General features: G+C 57.8%; 20 protein-coding genes and 1 pseudogene. 9 read left to right on the forward strand and 12 right to left on the reverse strand.

Annotated elements, in window-relative coordinates; translation table 11 throughout:
• Window positions 1-3: 3 nt before the first annotated feature.
• From TRM7615_RS09785 to TRM7615_RS09795, 3 genes are read right to left on the reverse strand one after another with little or no spacing between them, the layout of a single operon-like run.
• Entirely contained in the window at window positions 4-435 is a 432-nt protein-coding gene (locus TRM7615_RS09785; RefSeq protein WP_108786925.1) for a DUF6691 family protein, read from the reverse strand.
• Window positions 435-863 carry a YeeE/YedE family protein gene (locus TRM7615_RS09790; protein WP_108786927.1) on the reverse strand — a complete coding sequence of 143 codons (429 nt, stop codon included), beginning with the start codon at window positions 861-863 and terminating at the stop codon, window positions 435-437. The genes TRM7615_RS09785 and TRM7615_RS09790 overlap by 1 nt, the downstream gene beginning before the upstream one ends.
• Window positions 864-899: 36 nt before the next feature.
• Window positions 900-1,763 carry an MBL fold metallo-hydrolase gene (locus tag TRM7615_RS09795; RefSeq protein ID WP_108786929.1) on the reverse strand — a complete coding sequence of 288 codons (864 nt, stop codon included), beginning with the start codon at window positions 1,761-1,763 and terminating at the stop codon, window positions 900-902.
• Window positions 1,764-2,027: 264 nt separating this feature from the next.
• Between TRM7615_RS09795 and TRM7615_RS09800 the strand changes: the two genes are divergently transcribed.
• Window positions 2,028-2,243: a hypothetical protein gene (locus TRM7615_RS09800; protein WP_108786931.1), complete on the forward strand. Its 216-nt coding sequence runs from the start codon at window positions 2,028-2,030 to the stop codon at window positions 2,241-2,243.
• Window positions 2,244-2,251: 8 nt separating this feature from the next.
• On the opposite strand, the gene TRM7615_RS09805 is transcribed toward TRM7615_RS09800, so the two are convergent.
• Window positions 2,252-2,470 carry a hypothetical protein gene (locus TRM7615_RS09805; RefSeq protein WP_108786933.1) on the reverse strand — a complete coding sequence of 73 codons (219 nt, stop codon included), beginning with the start codon at window positions 2,468-2,470 and terminating at the stop codon, window positions 2,252-2,254.
• Between the two features lie 156 nt (window positions 2,471-2,626).
• On the opposite strand from TRM7615_RS09805, the gene TRM7615_RS09810 reads away from it, so the two are divergent.
• Complete coding sequence (locus tag TRM7615_RS09810; protein ID WP_181893047.1) at window positions 2,627-2,887, forward strand: DUF2312 domain-containing protein; 261 nt, start codon at window positions 2,627-2,629, stop codon at window positions 2,885-2,887.
• Window positions 2,888-3,503: 616 nt separating this feature from the next.
• On the opposite strand, the gene TRM7615_RS25535 is transcribed toward TRM7615_RS09810, so the two are convergent.
• Window positions 3,504-4,124, reverse strand: coding sequence for an AAA family ATPase (locus TRM7615_RS25535; RefSeq protein ID WP_165821404.1), 621 nt, complete (start codon window positions 4,122-4,124; stop codon window positions 3,504-3,506).
• Window positions 4,125-4,549: 425 nt separating this feature from the next.
• Complete coding sequence (locus tag TRM7615_RS09825) at window positions 4,550-5,239, reverse strand: hypothetical protein (RefSeq protein ID WP_108786939.1); 690 nt, start codon at window positions 5,237-5,239, stop codon at window positions 4,550-4,552.
• Window positions 5,240-5,687: 448 nt separating this feature from the next.
• Between TRM7615_RS09825 and TRM7615_RS25745 the strand changes: the two genes are divergently transcribed.
• The 4 genes from TRM7615_RS25745 to TRM7615_RS09840 all read left to right on the forward strand — a co-directional run bounded on the left by TRM7615_RS25745 (window position 5,688) and on the right by TRM7615_RS09840 (window position 9,576).
• The gene (locus TRM7615_RS25745) at window positions 5,688-5,867 is read left to right on the forward strand and encodes a 2OG-Fe(II) oxygenase family protein (RefSeq protein ID WP_207775227.1); all 180 of its coding nucleotides are present in this window, start codon (window positions 5,688-5,690) and stop codon (window positions 5,865-5,867) included.
• Between the two features lie 40 nt (window positions 5,868-5,907).
• A complete protein-coding gene (locus TRM7615_RS09830; RefSeq protein ID WP_235824056.1) occupies window positions 5,908-6,333 on the forward strand; it encodes a TIGR02466 family protein in 426 nt (141 codons plus the stop codon).
• Window positions 6,334-6,503: 170 nt separating this feature from the next.
• On the forward strand, window positions 6,504-8,258 hold the full coding sequence (locus TRM7615_RS09835) for a type I secretion system permease/ATPase (RefSeq protein WP_108786941.1): 1,755 nt from the start codon (window positions 6,504-6,506) through the stop codon (window positions 8,256-8,258).
• On the forward strand, window positions 8,167-9,576 hold the full coding sequence (locus TRM7615_RS09840) for an HlyD family type I secretion periplasmic adaptor subunit (RefSeq protein ID WP_125133666.1): 1,410 nt from the start codon (window positions 8,167-8,169) through the stop codon (window positions 9,574-9,576). Before TRM7615_RS09835 ends, TRM7615_RS09840 begins: the two co-directional genes overlap by 92 nt.
• 70 nt (window positions 9,577-9,646) lie before the next feature.
• Here TRM7615_RS09840 and modC read toward each other — a convergent pair whose 3' ends face one another.
• The 6 genes from modC to TRM7615_RS09870 form a co-directional block, all read right to left on the reverse strand.
• Window positions 9,647-10,735 carry a molybdenum ABC transporter ATP-binding protein gene (gene modC / locus TRM7615_RS09845; protein ID WP_108786945.1) on the reverse strand — a complete coding sequence of 363 codons (1,089 nt, stop codon included), beginning with the start codon at window positions 10,733-10,735 and terminating at the stop codon, window positions 9,647-9,649.
• Complete coding sequence (gene modB / locus TRM7615_RS09850) at window positions 10,732-11,427, reverse strand: molybdate ABC transporter permease subunit (protein ID WP_108786946.1); 696 nt, start codon at window positions 11,425-11,427, stop codon at window positions 10,732-10,734. The genes modC and modB overlap by 4 nt, the downstream gene beginning before the upstream one ends.
• On the reverse strand, window positions 11,427-12,212 hold the full coding sequence (gene modA, locus TRM7615_RS09855) for a molybdate ABC transporter substrate-binding protein (protein WP_108786948.1): 786 nt from the start codon (window positions 12,210-12,212) through the stop codon (window positions 11,427-11,429). The genes modB and modA overlap by 1 nt, the downstream gene beginning before the upstream one ends.
• Window positions 12,213-12,308: 96 nt before the next feature.
• Complete coding sequence (locus TRM7615_RS09860) at window positions 12,309-13,211, reverse strand: hypothetical protein (protein ID WP_306417725.1); 903 nt, start codon at window positions 13,209-13,211, stop codon at window positions 12,309-12,311.
• Between the two features lie 299 nt (window positions 13,212-13,510).
• Window positions 13,511-14,386, reverse strand: coding sequence for a DUF5666 domain-containing protein (locus TRM7615_RS09865; protein ID WP_108786952.1), 876 nt, complete (start codon window positions 14,384-14,386; stop codon window positions 13,511-13,513).
• Between the two features lie 4 nt (window positions 14,387-14,390).
• The gene (locus TRM7615_RS09870; RefSeq protein WP_108786954.1) at window positions 14,391-15,206 is read right to left on the reverse strand and encodes a DUF6502 family protein; all 816 of its coding nucleotides are present in this window, start codon (window positions 15,204-15,206) and stop codon (window positions 14,391-14,393) included.
• Between the two features lie 339 nt (window positions 15,207-15,545).
• Between TRM7615_RS09870 and TRM7615_RS26220 the strand changes: the two are divergent.
• The 3 genes and pseudogenes from TRM7615_RS26220 to TRM7615_RS09880 all read left to right on the forward strand — a co-directional run.
• Window positions 15,546-16,471, forward strand: a pseudogene (locus tag TRM7615_RS26220) (AMP-binding protein); the annotation flags it as partial.
• 30 nt (window positions 16,472-16,501) lie between these two features.
• On the forward strand, window positions 16,502-16,984 hold the full coding sequence (locus TRM7615_RS26225; RefSeq protein ID WP_370739799.1) for an acyl-CoA synthetase family protein: 483 nt from the start codon (window positions 16,502-16,504) through the stop codon (window positions 16,982-16,984).
• On the forward strand, window positions 16,984-18,297 hold the full coding sequence (locus tag TRM7615_RS09880; protein WP_108786956.1) for an FNR domain-containing protein: 1,314 nt from the start codon (window positions 16,984-16,986) through the stop codon (window positions 18,295-18,297). The genes TRM7615_RS26225 and TRM7615_RS09880 overlap by 1 nt, the downstream gene beginning before the upstream one ends.
• The last annotated feature ends 1 nt before the right edge of the window (window position 18,298 follow it).

The following is an 18,298-nucleotide window of genomic DNA, read 5'->3' on the forward strand; positions in this document are numbered from 1 at the left end:
TCCTTAGGTGGCAGCAGCGAGTCTGTCCAGTTGCGAGCCGAGTTTTGGTGCAAAACTCATACCGGCCAGCATCGAAAGCAGAAAGATCAGGCCGCCCGTGCCGCCAAACGTCAAAGAGGCCATCGCAGGGCCGGGGCAAAGGCCCGCGAGTCCCCAGCCCATGCCAAAAAGAACAGAGCCTGTGATCAGGCGATGATCCAATTCCGGGCGCGGCAAATCGGGAAAGGCCCCCCCGGTCAAAGGTGCGCCACGTGTGGTCAGCTGCCAGGCCACAAGCATTGGCAGGATCGCGCCACCCATGACAAAGGCCAGTGTAGGATCCCATGCTCCAAACACATCAAGCCAGCCTTGGACCTTGGTTGTATCGGTCATGCCCGACAGCAAGAGACCAGCGCCGAAGAGAGACCCTGACAAAAGGGAAATCAGAATTCGCATCAGATCACCCCCAGAATGTGACGGAACAGAACCAGCGTTAGCCCGCCTGCCAGGATATAGAACACCGTCGCAACGATACCTCGCAACGAAAAGCGCGAAATGCCACAGACCCCGTGACCCGAGGTGCAGCCATTGGCGATTCGGGTGCCCGCGCCCACCAGCAGGCCGGCGGCGATCACCGCAAACCAGTTTGAGGTCAGGTGCGTGTCCGCCTCAAGCCCCAGGATCTGGAGCATAAGCAGGGGTGTCGCAATCACACCAATCACAAAAGCGGCCCGTTCAGCGGCTGTGCCCCAGCCGGAACGGTCCACAAGGCCGCCCAGAATTCCACTCGCTCCCATGACACGGCCGTTGCCCAGCAACAGAACCGCACCGCCGGTACCGATCAGCAGCCCGCCGATCAGCCCCCATATCCAATCCATTGGCATTGTCATCTCCCTAGTGTTCGCGCGTTTCGTGATCGATCAAAGTTTGTTGATCGGCACCTTGAGGAAGACGTCCCCCTGCTCATCTGGCTCGGGCATCCGACCGCCGCGCATATTAACTTGCAGCGACGGCAGGATCAGACGCGGCATCGCCAGCGTCGCATCGCGGGCGTCGCGCATTTCCACAAACTCTTCGATTGGTCGACCTTGACCGATGTGGATGTTCAGGGCCTTCTGCTCGCCCACCGTGGTTTCCCAGGCAAATTCATCGCGGCCCGGTGCCTTGTAGTCATGACCCACAAAGATCCGCGTGTCGTCGGGCAATGTCAGGATCTTTTGGATCGACTGGTAGAGCGTTTCGGATGACCCGCCCGGGAAATCGCATCGCGCGGTGCCGAAGTCGGGCATGAACAGCGTATCACCGACAAATGCTGCATCCTCGATCACATAGGTCAGGCACGCGGGTGTGTGTCCGGGCGTTTCCAACACGTCGCCGCGCATCTGGCCGATGTGGAAACTGTCGCCTTGGGTAAACAGCTTGTCGAACTGGCTGCCGTCGCGCTGAAACTCGGTGCCTTCGTTGAACACTTTGCCGAATGTGTCCTGCACGACCGTGATGTTGCGACTGATGCCGATCTTACCGCCCAGCTGTTCCTGCAAATAGGGCGCGGCAGACAGGTGGTCGGCGTGCACATGGCTTTCCAGCAACCATTCCGTCTTGAGGTCATTGTCACGCACATAGCGAATGATTTCATCCGCCGACGACGTGTCCGTCCGCCCTGCGGCCTGATCATAGTCGAGCACGCTGTCGATGATGGCACAGGCCCGCCCTTCGGGCTCGCGCACCAGGTAGGACACGGTGAATGTCGCCTGGTCGAAAAAGGCCTTCACGAATGGTGTCATTGATCTCTCCCCGCGATTTCTACAGTTATCATATATTGGTTGTGGAATGTGTTTCAATAGGGTTTTGCCGCATCCTTGCGCAGCTTCACTTGAGGTGGGTCAAGGTGGCTGGATTGAGGGGATGTTAGCATTGCCACATAAGCGGGCCAAATCACCTGGGCGTGCTGTGGAATTGGGCAAACGGGCATGCATGGTCAAAATTTGGCCGGTTTTGCATTTCTGTTACCCGAATCTGGTCTATTCAACTTATAGGGGAGGACGAAAATGTCAGATCAAGAACTTCTGCAACAAGCCGAAACGATAGAGGCGCGTTTGGACGGGGCCAATCAATCCTTGCGGCTGGAACTGCAACCCAAGCTGAGCAAGGTGATCGCAAACCTGCGCGCCAATGGGACGCATGTCCCGGCCCGGCTCAAGCAGTTGGATGCGGCGCTGTGTGACGAAGCGATCGAGGCCCGTTTCGACAACATGCCGATCTAAGGGGCGCGTCAGCCCAGCGAAATGCCCATGATCACCATCATGAGGCCCAGAACCGACAGAAACAGCGAGCCCAGGTTCCATGGCAGCACGCTTTGAACAGCGGCGCGCAATTCATCATCGCTCAGGCCCGCTTTGCGCGCCTTGTTCACGCGCAGAATGCACCAGATCAGGCCGACAAGCCCGGCCAGCGAAAGAGCTGCGCCGCCCCAGACAATCAATTCGAACATGGTGCACCTATCGTTGTCAGTTTCGGCGTTGCGGTTAGCGGATTGGCGCCTTTTGCGCAACCCAGACCGCGACAGGGGCAATGTGTGCTTGCGGCAGGGCCGGGGGCGATGTATCCCGCGTGACGCCTCAAATTGCACATCGACGGAGAAGTGAACATGGAAGAGTCCCAGGCCGAAGCCAATTATCGCGTGACCGCAGGAGAATTGCGCCAGTTCGTCGAGCGGATGGAGCGGTTGGAGGCCGAGAAAAAGGACATTGCCGAGCAGCAGAAAGAGGTGATGGCCGAAGCCAAGGCTCGTGGCTACGACACCAAGGTGATGCGCAAGGTCATCGCGCTGCGCAAGCGTGACAAGGACGACATCGCCGAAGAAGAAGCGGTGCTGGAGATGTACAAAGAAGCGCTGGGCATGACCTGAATACGGGTCATCACCTGTTCAAGCGGATTGCGGCAGGACAAACGCGCACCGAGTCTACGCGCTTGGGCTCTGCTTGGAAATAGATGGTTGGTTGGGGCGCGGTCAGTGACAGCGATGCCCCGGCTGACCACGCAACCGCCCGATCTCGCACCACAGGTTTGTCCAAATGAGTGGCCGTCGCCCCCCAACGGCCACTTGAAAGAACCAAGTTCCCAAAGAATGACAGTCGGCTGGCACGTTCCGTTTGTGAACGGGTTGCCACATTCCAACCTTCGTTTCTGGCTGGCTTGATTAATCTGAGGCGTTGAACGCTTGGGCTTTTTCTTCTCAACGGCCAGGATCGACACAGCGTTGATGCGATGCGGATCGCCAAGGATCTTGTCTGGTCCTGACTGGATCTGGTTGCCAAGAGCCAGCGAATAGCGCGCTCAACACCAGCAATTTGACAAAAACCGAAATGTAGCCTGTTCCAAGCTGTAGGACTTGCTTGGCCTGCGGGCGGCGTCATCAGAAAACCGACAACCATCTCTCTTAAAATACAACACCGCCCCCAATTCAAATTCAAGAATTGGGGGCGGCGTTAAATCATATTGGGACGAGGTCGTCCAGGAAACGATCAGAGCGCTTCGTCACCCTCGTCGTCTTCGTCGCCTTCGTCGTTTTCGTCTTCTTCGTCGCCTTCGTCACCGTCGTCAGGGTCGCCTTCGTTGCCTTCGTTGCCTTCGTCGTTTTCGTCGGCTTCGTCACCTTCGTCGTCTTCGTTGTCTTCGTCGTTTTCGTTGTTTTCGTCGGCTTCGTTGTTTTCGTCACCTTCGTTCTCTTCGTCACCTTCGTCGTCTTCGTCGCCTTCGTCGCCTTCGTCGCCTTCGTTGTCTTCGTCGGCTTCGTCGTCTTCGTCGCCTTCGTTGTCTTCGTCGTCTACGCCGCCTTCGTCACCTTCGTTGCCTTCGTTGCCTTCGTTGTCTTCATCTTCTTCATCGTCCTCGTCGGACTCGTTGCCTTCGTTACCTTCGTCGTCCTCGTCGCCCTCGTTGTTTTCGTCGAATTCGTCGCCCTCGTCGTCCTCGTCGTTTTCGTTGCCTTCGTTGCCTTCATCATCCTCGTTGCCTTCATCCCCATCGACAAAGTCATTGGAGAAGCTGACAGGTGCCATGAGGGCTTGCGATTGAAGCAAGTCATCGATCAGGGTTTGCAGGTCTTCGGCGGTCGGGATGGCGGATGTGTTAATGGCAGTCATTTGGTATCTCCAAGTCAACTTGTCTCGAGCGCACACACAGGTGCGGACAAAGGGATTGCGTTGTTCACGGGAGGCCGACCAACCGGCAGAGCACGCCGAAAATGTGCGCGCATTGCAGTATCTGAAAATGTGCGACCGTAATGGTCCCGTGGTTTTTTGTAGAGGATCAAAGTGATGCCATTTGGCGCCACGATCCGAAGCTGGAAAAAATATGGTTATCATGGTCCGCACTGACTGCCACTCTGTCAACAAGGAATCCGGTGATTTGACGGTAACACAGAGCCGACGCCAACCTTAGGGCGCTTCCATCGATCCTGAATGCAGCCAAGGGTTCTATGTGGGTGCTATCAATGGAGGAAGTTCGGGATGCGACAGTATACATTTCACCGGTGGATACGGTGCCGGACCCGCCGTATGTTGGAAGCTCAAGTGGTCAGGGCCGATAGGGGGACCTCACCAAGAAACTGAGCAGCAAGCGTGTTTTGTTGGCGTGTGGCCAAGAGGTTCAATGCCAGGCGCCGGGCAATTGGATAATTCCAGTCATAGTCATACTGGACATCGTTGTCTGCCAAACTCTCTTTTAACTTGGCGGAAAGCGGTCCGAGATCGCGATAGATGCTTGAACGGATCAGATCCATCTGCGGGCGGGTACGGTGCCTTGTTTCCCAGGCCGCGCTTTGGGCGATCAGGCTCTCGCGAACATACGCGCAAAGCTCGCGCAGAACCGGCAACATGCTGTGCATTTTCGATGCCGTTATCTGGATTGCATGGCCATACTCATGTGCGAGCCGCAGAATATCCGCTGTTGTCCCGTCGCAGGGGCAAGAAACGTAGATGCGGCCGCCACCGATGTCGTGAATGGTAAAGGGCCTGAGGAATTTTGCCTTGTCCGGCGCGAACTCCGAAACGGTCGTAGCGCGCACTTTCTCTATGGCGGGAGCGAGTTCGGGGAGGTCCGCAGCGAGCACCCGAGCGATCATGTCCCAAAGCTCGGCGCCCGTGAAAGAGATCGCAGTTGGCTGCATGGCGCGGATGGCGGGGCCGGGACATTGATCGGCCAAGAGCTTGACGCAACCGTCTGCGGTCAGACCGTGAAGTTCCAGCCAGTCGGCCATCGTTGACTGACCAGTTGCGGTCAAAGGCTTGAGGCACAGCCCCTTGGCGGGCTGGTTTGCATTTGTAGAGGACTGCAGGGCGGCTGGGGGTGTTGGATGCGCGCGATCTGGTTTGGAACAGCTGCGAGCGTTGCTTCGGGATCGGCTGGCCGCAAGCGCACCAGGTGATTCAAGAAGGCAGGGGTCATCTTGCCAATCATCTTTGAATACGTGTCACGTGCCATATCAACAACCTGAAGTGAAACTGGTGCTTTGCCAAGAGGGATACAGGCTGTCTATCATGTGCTTTCAGCGCTGTTTGAGGTGTCCAATCCTATGCGCGAGACTTGAAGAGACACTCGGATGCATGCATTATTCTTGGTATATGGTATGTTCCATGTGCCGCGAGGGGCACAAGATGGTTTTTTTTTGAAGTCAAACTAATGCTATTTGAACGGACTGTAGTGATATGAAGGACGAAGACTTTAGTTTCGTACGGCGCGCGTATTTTCCGACAATGATCTTTCAGATCGACTTGCCGAACCCGGAAAAGCTGAACGAGACGCTACTCAACAATATCCACGGCGAGCGCGAACGCGACCAAAAGTGGATTAGCCGGTCGAACATTCCGGCATTGGGGGGGGCATAGCCACAACAATCTGCACAAATCCGAGGATTATGCAGAACTGGTGGGCTTGATTAACAATGCCACGGACAAGCTTTCGGAAAATCTGGGTTATGCCGAAACTCACAATCTGCGGATTGGCACGATGTGGTCAATCATCAACCCGCCGCGCAGCGCAAACAAGGCGCACGTACATCCCGGGTGCTTGTGGAGTGGTGTGTATTATATTCAGGCACCTGAGAAATGCGGCAACATCGAATTTGTCGAGCCGCGCACGGTTCACTTGATGAATCAGGCCAAGTATCAGCCCAACAAGAAACGCCCCAAGGAGTGTTGGACCAAGGTTCGTTTCAAACCGGTGCCAGGTCGCATGATCATATTCCCCAGTTGGCTGTACCATTCCGTCGACACGAACATGACCGAAGAAAGCGGCGAGGCGGCCAACCGGATCATCATCAGCTTCAACCTAAATCAGGTCAAAGCAAAGTAACCAGGGCTGGCAAACCAAGGTGTGTTCACATGTGCGAGGCCCATATGGCGATCTCGTCATTTTGAATTGTTTCGCAGATGTGGCACACTGTCAGCACGGGCTGGGAGTGACACGATGAAATCTGCTAAGGCCCTTGAAGGCGCAGCACGCAAGGCTGTCAGACGTGGTGGATGGTTCTCAGCTCCGCGTTCGTGATCAGTTTTGCCGTGAACGTGCTCCGGCTGGCCGGGCCAATGTTCATGCTTTTGATCTATGATCGCGTTCTGACATCCAGGTCGGTCGAGACGTTGGTGGCGCTGTTTGGTCTGGTTCTGGTGCTTCTGGCGGCGCTCGGGACGCTCGACTACGCCCGCAAACGCATGCTGGCCAGATTTGGGGCACAGTTTCAGGAACAGATGGAAGACACCCTGCTGGAACATTCCAGCCGCCACCAGCTGTTCCGGCATAACCGGGCCAAACCGAGCCTTGGTCTGGACGAAGTCGATGGACTGCGATCTTTCTTTCACTCTGGCACCCTGATCTCCATTTTTGATTTCATCTGGACACCGATGTTTCTGGCGGTTGTCTTTGTGCTGCATCCGACGTTGGGTTGGGTGTGTGTGTCGGGCATCGGTGTGATCATTTTGCTGGTATTGGTCCAACAGGCTTTTGTTGGCGGCCGCAGAGAACGTGCCCAGGCAGCGTCGGGGCAGATTACCGGGCTCAAGAATATTCTGATCGCGTCGCGGGCCACAGTCCGGTCGCAGAATATGGGACCGGGGTTCAAGAACCGCTGGAAATCGGCTCGGGATACGTCGCGTGATAACGCCATCCAGCTCAAGGATTGGACCGCCTGGTTTACCAGCATGTCCAAGATTGTGGTGATGGTCATCCGCTATTCCGTGCTGGCGACGGGCGCATACCTGACCTTGCAAGGTGAATTGACCGTTGGCGCCATGGTGGCGGCGACCTTCATGGTGACGCGCGTTCTGGGCCCTGTGGACAGGTTCTTCGGCAATCTTCCGAATATGTTCCAAGCACGGGATCAATGGCGACGGCTGCAACAGATCCTGCTCAAGCGGGCTGCGGAGATGTCTGACAACTACGCCGAGCAGGCGGCCTCACCCAAGCGGTTGATACTGGACAATGTTTCCGTCAGATCGCCGCTTACCGGAAACCTGATCCTGCGATCCGTATCACTTTCCGCAAGTGCCGGAGAGTTCATCGAGATCACCGGCGCATCGAGCCAGGGCAAGACAGTGCTGGCCGAGACGATATTGGGAATGTGGTCCCCTTCGGCGGGCACAATACTGATTGATGGGCGGCATGCATCAAGACTGACAGATGACGAAGCTGGAAAGCTTCTAGGATACGTGCCGGAAGCCCCGACATTCGTGGCCGGAACGCTGGAAGAAAACATTGGCGGCCTCGATCCGGATCCCAACCCTGATCAGGTCGGGCTGGCTGCCCGCAGGGCACGCATGCACGCCGCCATTTGCGCGTTGCCTGACGGATACAACACGATGATCGATGCACAGGCCAGTTGCCTGTCAACGTTTGAGCGCAATCAGCTTGCTCTGGCCCGGGCCTTCTATCACTCGCCGCGCATCCTTATTATCGACAGCCTGGATGCCGAGATGCTGATCCGCATCCCAAGGAAACTACAGGCCACGTTCTCGACCTTGATGAAGCGTGACAATGTCACAATCATCCTCCTGTCCCGCCAATCGCTGGATCTGCCGTATACCAACCGTCGATATAACCTTGAGGATGGACGTTTGACCGAGGTGAAGTCGGTCTCGGTGAAGAGCCAGTCGCAGAATGTGAAGGTCTCGTCGATGGGCTCGGCCGCTGTTGCCGGGGATCAAAACAAGAAAGCCAAGATCTCGGTGGTCAGCGACAAGAGTGCACCCGAGGTGCGAACGGACAAGACGGTGCAGCGGTGAGAACATGAAGGGTACAGATCGAAATCGAAGCACTTGGAGTACGGGACGCCCGTTGTTGATTGCGGTTATGTCTTTCGTCGTACTTGTTCTCGGGGTCATGGTCTGGTCGACAAGGGTCGACATTACCGGTGCGGTAGTCGGATCCGGCGTGGTCGAGGTCTCAACATCGATGACGGCAGTTCAACATCCGATCGGCGGGGTTGTCGAGGCGATCGAAGCCCAAAATGGCGATCAGGTGCAGGCGGGTGATCTATTGGTCAAACTGGACAGCCGACAGATCGAATCCGATCTCAATGTGACAGAAATCGAACTGTTCGAGGTCCTGGCAAGCATAGCCCGACTTGAGGCCATTCTTGACGGCAATCGCGAATTGACGCCTCCGGCATTGCTGACAGATGAACTGGCGGAGCGGCCTGAGGTTCAAATGATGTTGGACCGGCAACAAAAGCAGCTGACGGCGTATTTTCAAGCCCTTGATGCGGGGATCGAACTTTTGGACGAGCAGATCGTGCAGGTGCAGTCGGAAATTGCAGGGGTCGAAGCACAGCTTGCCGCCAAGATTGACGAACAGGAGTTTCTGAACCGCGAAATTCAGAATGCTCAGGAACTGGCTGAACGGAAACTGATAAAGCTGTCCGAGCTGTTTCGACTGCAGCGCCTGGATGTTTCCGTGCGCGGAGATGTCGGGCGATTTACCGCTCAGATTGCCGGACTGAAGGGGAAGGTATCCGAGCTCCATCTGAAGCGCTTGGCGATTATCCCGACGGCCTATGAAAAAGCTGAAGAAGCTCTCAGCAAGCTGCGCCCACTGCGGACACGATTCATCGAAAAACGGTTCAGCCTGATGGCCGACCTTTCCAGGCTCGAGATCCGCGCGCCAATCAATGGAAAAATCCACGATTCTCAGGTTCAGGGGCGTCGTTCCGTTGTGGTTGCGGCAAAGCCGCTGATGATGATCGTGCCTGACGATGACCCTGTCAGGATCGGGGTCAGGGTCATCGCCGCCGATATTGACCAGATTTATGTCGGTCAGCCCGCATCACTAAAGTTCAAATCGTTCAATCGCCGCGAGACGCCTGTCATTCTGGGCGAAGTTGGCAGCATATCTGCCGATGTAATTGCGGATCCGCTTACGAAGAAACACTACTATGAAGTCAAGGTTCGTTTGTTGGACGACGAGGTGCAAAAACTGGGCGACAAAGAGTTGCTGCCCGGCATGCCAGTCGAAGCTTACATGTCCACCGAAAGCCGCACGCCGCTCAATTACGTGCTTCGTCCTATTCAAAATTATTTCGACAGGGCCTTCCGCGACACTTGAGCGTTCACGGCTATCTATCTCCATTCTGTTAGCTGTTCCGCGACAGGGGGCGTGGGCAATTGATCCGCAACTAGCGCGTGGCGACATCGACACGTGCCACAGCCACGGCCTTGATGACGGCGTGCACATGCGCGCCGGGTTTCAGTGACATGGCTTCGGCTGAGCGGCGCGTGATGCGTGCAAGCAGAAAGTCATCCCCGCTTTTGATTTGAAGGATCATGCCCGGACCGGTGCCTTGCCGGATCGAAGTGATCTCGCCCGGCAAAATGTTCAAAGCCGAGATATCTTTGGGGTAGTTTCGCGAGATCATGATGTCATGTGCAAGGATGCGCACGCGGGTTGAACTGCCTTTAGGCTGGTCGATCTTTGGCAAAAACAGGCGTCCGCCCGACACACTAAGTTCCGTCAACCCATCCGGGTGATGGGTCTGAACGGTCGCTGGCAGAATCGAACCGGCCTCGCGCAGGCCAAATTGCCGTGCCGTTGCCGGGTCAGACAGAACCTGTTCTGCCGGGCCCGCCCGGGTCACCTTACCGTTGTCAAGCATCACCACGGATGTGGCCAGACGAGCCACCTCGGCGACCGAATGACTGACGTAGAGTGTCGGGATATCCGTGTGCTCGCGCAGCTGTTCCAGAAACGGCAGGATCTCTTCTTTTCGTGCGCTGTCCAGCGCGGCCAGGGGTTCGTCCATCAACAGCATTCGGGGACGTGACAAAAGGGCCCGGCCTATGGCTACGCGCTGCTTTTCGCCGCCTGACAACAGTCCGGGATTGCGGTCGAGCAGGGGGGCGATACCGAGAAGTGCGACAACTTCGTCAAAGCCGGGACCTTGGGCCTCGGGGTGAGCGTAGCGCGCTCCATAGAGCAGGTTACGGCGAACCGAGAGATGCGGAAACAGGCGGCCATCCTGAAAAACATAGCCCAGTCGGCGTTTGTGTGGGGGGATGTCGATCTTCATTGCGGTGTCAAAGATCGGCTCGCCATCCAAAATGATGCGCCCCTGATCGGGACGCAAAAGCCCGGAGACAGCGTTGATGATGCTGGTCTTGCCTGTTCCAGACGCGCCGAACAGGGCGGTGATGCCACGGGGGGCCTCGAAACTCACGTCCAGCGTGAAATCCGCCAGTTGATGCTGGATCGCGACACACAAGCTCATACGCCGGACACCCGTTTCCTGGCTCGGCGTGCCAGCAGTTCTGACGCCACAAGCGCCCCCATGGCGACGATGATCGACACGATAACCAACCGAAGGGCGGGCCCCTCGCCACCGGGAACCTGCAAGAACGTGTAAATCGCTGACGGCAACGTCTGTGTCTGTCCGGGAATGTTCGAGACAAATGTGATGGTTGCGCCGAACTCTCCCATCGCTTTGGCAAAAGCCAGCACGACGCCGGTGATCACACCAGGCAAAATAAGGGGCAGGGTGACGGTGGTAAAAACCGCAAAGCGCGAGGCGCCCAAGGTCGAGGCCGCCTGTTCAAGCTTGGGATCCACGGCCTCGATCGCCAATCTGATGGCCCGCACCATCAATGGAAAGGCCATGATCGCAGCTGCAAGAACGGCGCCAGTCCACCGAAAAGCAAGAACCAAGCCAAAGGTCTCTTCCAACCATGCACCAGCCAACCCACGCCGCCCGAAGGTCAGCAACAGCAAATAGCCGGTGACAACCGGTGGAAGGATCAACGGCAGATGGACCAAACCGTTAAGGAGTTGATGGCCGCGAAACTGCCATCGCGCAAGGGCATAGGCCGTAAGGATGCCAAGAGGCAGACTGAGTAGAACGGCCCAAACCGACACCTTCAGCGACAGTATGACGGCCTGCCATTCCTCTTGGCCAAACCAGTCCATTATGGCGCATCCTCGGCCAGGCCAAACCCATGTGCTTGAAAGACGGAATCAGCTTGTTGTGAGCTTAGATGATCCAGAAACGCGCGTGCTTCGGACGTGTCCCCTTCGCGCATCAGGGCCACGGGGTAGACAATTGGGGTATGCGATTCTTGCGGAAAAAGACCTACGAGCCTTACCCAGTCGCTGGCTGCAGCATCCGTGACATAGACAACACCCATGGGGGCCTCTCCGATGCCAACCAGACGCAGCGCAGCCGTCACGTTGTCGGTCTGCGCCAATCGGGTTTGCACCTCGGCCCACAGTCCCAAATGCTCCAGCGCTTGTCTGCCATAAATCCCGGCAGGCACTGCCCGCACCAAGGCGATCGCCAATCGGCCATCCCCCAAGGCCTCTGAAAGTGGGGCGCCGGGTTCCAAGGCAAGGGACACAGGGTTGTCCACGGAAGAAATCAAAGCCAGCCGATTGGTTATCAGATTATGGCGGCTGTCTTCTGCTATGAGACCATCGGCCTCTAGGGCGTCCATCCAGGCGGTATTGGCCGACAGAAACAACTGCGCCGGTGCGCCATGTTGTATTTGACGCGCCAGAGCCGAGCTGCCGGCATAAGACAGATTAATCTGCTGTCCGCTCTCGGCCTCATAGGTTTTGGCGATCTCGTCCAGAGCGGGTTTGAGGCTGGCGGCCGCAAAGACGGTGACGGTCTCGGCACTTGCGTGATCGGGTACCCCAACGAAAGCAGCACCGGCCAGTATGAGGCCCAGTATGTTCCGTCGTGGGGCGGTCATCGTCCGTTCTGCTCCTTTGCCGGGTTGCCACTTCAAATATGGCAAGCGTCTCCAAATGGATTCAAGGGCAGGGCGCAACACAACGAGACCCGGCAATCAGGGGGCAATCAGGGTTACGCCGGGGATGCGCTGAATGGCAAAGACATCCTCGTCATAAATGTCGGTCAACTCGTCCACCAACTCAGCCGTCCAACCTGGCAGGTCCAGTTCTTCTTCGACCTCGTCGTCGATGGCGTATTTGTCCAGAAACGCCGCTATGACACGACGCTTTTGCATCTCGGTCAGTTCTGGGTGCTGGTGCAGATAGGTGCGAAAGCGGGTCATGCCTTCGTTGCTCATGATGTCCGACAGCAGAGAAAAGCCGCCGGTCATTTTGGTTCCATGTTCAAGGCCCGCGAACTCTCGCATGATCTGGCCCCAAAGCAACGGCGTGTCCTCGTTGCACCAGACGGTGATCGGCACATCCGGGGCGGCAGTGCGCATCCGCTGAAACACCTCCGACCAACGAAGATTGAGTGGATTGATGGAAGCCGTAATCTCTCGGATCCGCGACGGAGCAGCTGTACTCAGAGCTGCTGGAACAAATGTCGCCGGGTTGCGGATTGCCATGTAGATTTCAAGTTGGTCGAACTTGAACAGTTCGCGCAATTGTCGAACCCGAACATCGGCCAGTGGGTACAACGTGTCCCCGTCCAGCACAAAGCGCTGCGAGCCGAAGAAATGGGCGTTCGACAACAAAAGTCGGTCTGCCACCTCGTCATCCAGAATGGCATCGATCAAGACATCGCGTGCATCTTCGGATGGGGCGACCGTTTCCATGGCGGCAAAGGCGTCTTTGAACAGGCTGCGGTACTTTCCAGGACCTGGAACGGCTATGCCGCGCTTTCCAAAGGCTTCCTTGTTGTACAACATGCATTTCAGCAGGCGTTCATCATCCGTTGCATGTGCGCCGGTGTGAAAGATGATCTGCATCGTTGTCTGATCTACCTCTGAAAACATCTAAGGATACTCATGAGTTACCGCGTTGCCTGATGACAGTCAAACGGGTTGCTCGTCACAAGGCGCGCGGCAAATGAGCCCGCCGACCCCGAGGCACAGCAGTTCCTGTTCCTTGGGCCGACAATTTTGGGGCGGCGGGCGGCCTTCCAAGCGACATTGCCGCCATGAACGATCTGCAGTTGACGACACGCGCGTTTGGCCTTCAACATACGCAAGCAACGCGATCAATTCGTCCGCGGTAGACGTGATTTCGGCTTTGCCTGATGGTGCAGTCCGAGAGTTTACACGAGAGGGTAACGTCAGGGACTGCACCCTAACCTGCCGCTGATTTCGGAATCAGGTGTCGACAGGTTGGAAGACCCAAGCAATCCATTTGAACCACAAGCGATCACGCGCTCGGATTGTAAGATCATGCCCGGCGTCTGGGTGTAAGCCACCAACCCGCTGCCCAAAACCGTGTAAAGCCCATCGGGTTGCGGCGGAGAATGGTAGCCTTCGATTTGAACGATGCTGACCGGATTATCAAACAGTCCCTTTTCCAGTTGTGACGCCTGAATGCCACCCGCAATCGCCTCACCGTCGACCCTGACGACATCGCCCACGGAAAGATGCTGCGGCACAATCCCGGTGATGATTGTGTTGCCGACAACAGGATGGCCCTGAGCATCCGTTCCCAGATAGGTCCCGCTGATCTGGGCTTTTTGCTCGGCGCTTGGCAGTTGCGCGATATGCGACGCCTCGACGTGGTCGCCGCGCCACAACCCGCTGACCGCGATCCAATCACCCAACCGCACCTTGATACCCAGTTGGCCGATTCTGACACGGGTGCCCAAAACAATGACGTGGTCGGATTCAATTGCAGTCACCGGGCCAATCAGTGGCAATACCTGTCGAACATGAAGCGCCTGCCACGCCTCGTCGCCTTGGGTGACGACAACGGCGACAGTCAGGCCCGGGATCAGATCCTTTGCCTCAATATCAGGAGCCGATCCCGCGACGGGCATATCGTCGTCCAACGTGATCCGGTGTCCGTTCACGACGATGCTGCCAAGCTCAGTGATGGTGCCGACGATACCCGTTCCGATAATCCCACCTTCGCGATCATCCTCGTCCTTGGCCAAGACCTGGGATGAGGCGGCCAGCAGCAGACCAAACAGAAGTGCGCGCAGGATCACGGAATCAGTCCTCTTTGTCGGGGCGAGGGGAGACCAGGATGTAACTGCCCAAGACAAAGCGGTTTTCGGCATCCGCCTCGCGGTCGGATTCCTGCAAAGCGCGCGCTTCGGCATTGATATCCTGAAGGACTTTCTGAGCCTTCGCACTCGCCAGAGCTTCCAACTTGATGACCGAGGCCTCGGAAAGATGAGAGTAGCGTACGGCGCGATCAAAATTGCGCGCGTCGCCTTCGCGCGCGATCAGGTTTTGCGTTGCCGCCTCAAGATGGGCTGACAGGGTCGCCTGATAGGCGGCAACCTGTTCTTGCGACCCGGCAGCGGGCAAAAAAGCATGGGTCAGCAGGCGAAACTTGCCGTCTGGCGTTTCGGCGACGATCCCTTGGTCGAGAAGAGTGCTCAGCACGGTACCCGGAGCCATGTCGATGTGGGCGCGTCGGATCAGGTCGTCAAAACCAGGGTGATCGCCCTCGGGTTTTCGCGCCAGGTCGCGGGGCGCGCCGCTGGCGTCCTGATATTCCGGTGAGGTCGCCCAGTGGCTGATAACCTGTGCCGCAGCGCCGGAGCGCCGCTTTTGGGGCATCTCGAGCGGGGCCGACCTAAGCCTTTTGACATCCTTGCGGTGCAGGCCTGTCAGCAGGCTGACCCGACTGTCGCTCAGTGGCGCGTCAGCATCAGTTTCCGCAGCCGTCAGAAGGGCTTGCTTGAGCGCTTCGGTCGCTGCGGCAACGGTAACGCCATTGGCCAGCATGGCCCGCGCCAAAGGTTCAAGCAAGGCGGCCAGAGCAGCTTCGAAGGGGGCTTTGGGATCTGGCGTCGGCATCGGCTCGCTCTACGGGGTTCGGATCGTCCTATCATTAATATTCTGTTTACACATTCAACGGTTTCGTGACGCAGCTGTGAGGTTTTGTGAATATTAATGGGAAAAATACCCATTATCAATTGGACGTGATCCGTCAACCAAAGGGAGAGCGTCATGCAAGATGTTGCGATTGATTATTTGAAAGAGTTCGAACCGCTCGGCCAACCAGACACCGGGCCGGGGCAGTTGACCGGCCTGTCACGGCTAAGTCCACAGGACCAGGCCCGGTTCCTTTCCTTCGGTTGGGGGGCGATGGTTGCCCCGCGCCATGCCACAATCGCCGATGCGATGCGTCATCAGATGCAGGCAAACGCGGATCTGGTGGCGGTAGAATGCGCTGGGCATGCCTTGACCTACCGGGCCCTTGACGACGCGTCGAACCGGTTGGCCGCTGTGCTTGCGGCCCATGGGGTCGGACGTGGGGACGCGGTTTGTCTGTACCTTCACCGATCGGTTGAAATGGTGGTGGGCATTGTGGCGGCGATGAAGCTGGGTGCCGCCTATGTGCCCCAGCATGTCGGCGTGGCTCCGGCAGAAATGCTGCGCCACATCGCAGATGTCACCGGTGCCAAGGTGATCTTGAGCCTGACCCCGTTGGCCGATCAGATCCCGGTCGAGCCGCATCAGACCCTGATCACCATCGACACGGTCATGTTCGATCCGATGCTGGACGCGCCCGGCCCGGAACTGTCCCGGTACCGGGCCACGCCGCAGGACCTGGCGATGATCCTGTTCACCTCTGGCACCACGGGCGTGCCCAACGGCCTTCAGGTGACGCATGGCAATCTGGCCAACATCCTGCTGACGGCTCCGGGCGATTTGGGCATGGCGCCGGAGATGCGGGTGGGGCAGATCCTGTCCATCGCTTTTGACATGGCCGCGTGGGAAACGCTGGGGGCCCTGTCCAACGGTGCAACTTTGGTGATCAGGGGCAAATCCATCCAAGAGACGGCCGAGACGGTCGACGTGCTCATCGCCACGCCTTCGATCCTGAATTCGCTGGACGCGAGCCGGTGCCAACAGGTCAAGGTTGCCGCAGTTGCAGGTGAGCCCTGTCCGCGCCCACTGGCTGATACATGGTCGTCCTTCTGCACTTTCTACAACTCATGTGGGCCGACCGAGACGACGATCATCAACACCGCCGAGCCGCACGCGCCCGACAAGCCGGTGCTGTCCATCGGACGCCAACACCCAACAACACCGTCTACATTCTGGACGATCAGCTGCGCCCGCTCCCCATCGGTCACAAGGGAGAGATGTGGGCTGGCGGCGATTGTGTCACCACCGGATACTTGGCCAATCCCGAGCTGACGGCAGATCGCTATCGCCCCGATCCTTTCCGCCCCGGTCACGTGATGTTCCGCACCCGCGACCTGGGCCGCTGGACCGAAACCGGCGCGTTGGAGCACTTCGGCCGCGTTGACGATCTGGTCAAGGTGCGCGGTTTCCGTGTGGAACTGGATAGCGTGTCCGGTGCTTTAGAGGCGTCAGAGTGCTGCGAGCAGGCGGTGACGCTGAAATTCGACAGCCGCAATCTGGTCAGCTTCATCTCTCCGATCTGGGCCTGTCCAAAACGCGCCGCCGCATCGGTGTCGGAACGTCTGCCGTATTATTGCAGCCCCACATTTGTCATGCCGCTCGACGGCCTGCCCCGCACCCCGCGTGGCAAGTTGGACAAGCGCCTGTTGCTTAAAATGGCTGCTCAGCACATCGAAACCGCCGGTGTGGAGTTGAACTGATGACAACACAGACAACAAACCTGGAAACGGCGTCCCCCAACTGGCGCCGCGTGACCCGCCATCCCGCGTTGATGGAGTATCGCCGTCTGGCAGTCCTGGTTGCCGTCGTGAACCTGGCCGTTTTGGGTGTGGGCCTGCAAGACGGGCGGTGGTTCGACGGAAATGGCATCGCTTTGGCGGCGATAGCCGACATGGCGCTGATCAATCTGAGCCTTGGCATCCTGATCCGCCAGCAGCGGGTGGTGAACGCGCTCTTTTGGCTGGCCACCCGCGTGCCGGTCAGTTGGCCGCTCTGGATCCGCTGGGGCGCGGGCAAGGTGTTTCATTTCGGCGGTCTGCACTCGGGCGGAACCGTTGCAGGCACGATCTGGTTTGCGGCCCTTCTTGGCGGCATGGTCTGGAACCGGGCGCAGGGGGCAGAGTTGCCCTCTGATCTGACACTTGGGTTAAGTGCGGCGATGGTCGCGCTGCTGATGCTGATGGTGATCTCGGCCATTGGGCCGATCCGGGCAAAATTTCACAATGCGTTCGAAAAGATCCACCGATTTGCCGGCTGGACTGTCCTGGGCCTGTTTTGGGCGCAAACCGTGTCGATCACCCACGACCGCGGTGCGGTGCTGACGGAAACACCAGCGTTCTGGATGCTGTGTTTGATCACGCTCTCTATCCTGTCGCCCTGGCTGACGCTGAAACGGGTTGACGTCGAGATCGTGAAGCCGTCGAACCATGCCGTGATTGCCCGGTTCAACTATGGCGATACGCCGTTCCCGGGTAGTTCAAACGCGATCAGTCACACGCCTTTTGGCGAATACCACAGCTTTGCCAACATCCCCGCGCCGAACGAGCCCGGTTACAGGCTTGCCATCAGTCGGGCAGGGGACTGGACCGGGGCGTTCATTGACAATCCGCCCGGCAAGGTCTGGGTCAAGGGCATCACCACCAGCGGCGTCGCCCGGATCGAAGTGCTGTTCAAAAAGGTGGTCTACGTTGGCACCGGCTCGGGCATCGGACCAATCTTGCCGCACCAGCTGGCGGGCGAAGTGCCGAACAAACTGATCTGGTCTACCCGCAGTCCTCGCAAGACCTATGGCGACTCGCTGGTGGATGAGATCGAGAGCCACACTGAGGATCCGCTGATCTGGGACACCGATGAGCGCGGCAAGCCGAACCTGACTGCCCTGGCGCTCAAGGCGGTGCAGGACAGCGGGGCCGAGGCGGTCATCGTGATCTCGAACCGGAAACTTACCCGCAAGGTGGTGCATGACATGGAAAGCCTGGGCATCCCTGCCTATGGCGCAATCTGGGACAGCTGAG

Source organism: Falsiruegeria mediterranea M17 (assembly GCF_900302455.1).
GTDB lineage: Bacteria > Pseudomonadota > Alphaproteobacteria > Rhodobacterales > Rhodobacteraceae > Falsiruegeria > Falsiruegeria mediterranea.

Coding starts and splice junctions, on each gene's coding strand:
- TRM7615_RS09785 (WP_108786925.1), bottom strand. CDS start 435: ATGCGAATTCTGATTTCCCTTTTGTCAGGGTCTCTCTTCGGCGCTGGT.
- TRM7615_RS09835 (WP_108786941.1), top strand. CDS start 6,504: ATGGTTCTCAGCTCCGCGTTCGTGATCAGTTTTGCCGTGAACGTGCTC.
- TRM7615_RS09810 (WP_181893047.1), top strand. CDS start 2,627: ATGGAAGAGTCCCAGGCCGAAGCCAATTATCGCGTGACCGCAGGAGAA.
- modB (WP_108786946.1), bottom strand. CDS start 11,427: ATGGACTGGTTTGGCCAAGAGGAATGGCAGGCCGTCATACTGTCGCTG.
- TRM7615_RS09805 (WP_108786933.1), bottom strand. CDS start 2,470: ATGTTCGAATTGATTGTCTGGGGCGGCGCAGCTCTTTCGCTGGCCGGG.
- TRM7615_RS09800 (WP_108786931.1), top strand. CDS start 2,028: ATGTCAGATCAAGAACTTCTGCAACAAGCCGAAACGATAGAGGCGCGT.
- TRM7615_RS09795 (WP_108786929.1), bottom strand. CDS start 1,763: ATGACACCATTCGTGAAGGCCTTTTTCGACCAGGCGACATTCACCGTG.
- TRM7615_RS09870 (WP_108786954.1), bottom strand. CDS start 15,206: ATGCCGACGCCAGATCCCAAAGCCCCCTTCGAAGCTGCTCTGGCCGCC.
- TRM7615_RS09860 (WP_306417725.1), bottom strand. CDS start 13,211: ATGTTTTCAGAGGTAGATCAGACAACGATGCAGATCATCTTTCACACC.
- TRM7615_RS09825 (WP_108786939.1), bottom strand. CDS start 5,239: ATGGCCGACTGGCTGGAACTTCACGGTCTGACCGCAGACGGTTGCGTC.
- modA (WP_108786948.1), bottom strand. CDS start 12,212: ATGACCGCCCCACGACGGAACATACTGGGCCTCATACTGGCCGGTGCT.
- TRM7615_RS09880 (WP_108786956.1), top strand. CDS start 16,984: ATGACAACACAGACAACAAACCTGGAAACGGCGTCCCCCAACTGGCGC.
- modC (WP_108786945.1), bottom strand. CDS start 10,735: ATGAGCTTGTGTGTCGCGATCCAGCATCAACTGGCGGATTTCACGCTG.
- TRM7615_RS26225 (WP_370739799.1), top strand. CDS start 16,502: ATGTGGGCTGGCGGCGATTGTGTCACCACCGGATACTTGGCCAATCCC.
- TRM7615_RS25535 (WP_165821404.1), bottom strand. CDS start 4,124: ATGACTGCCATTAACACATCCGCCATCCCGACCGCCGAAGACCTGCAA.
- TRM7615_RS25745 (WP_207775227.1), top strand. CDS start 5,688: ATGAAGGACGAAGACTTTAGTTTCGTACGGCGCGCGTATTTTCCGACA.
- TRM7615_RS09790 (WP_108786927.1), bottom strand. CDS start 863: ATGCCAATGGATTGGATATGGGGGCTGATCGGCGGGCTGCTGATCGGT.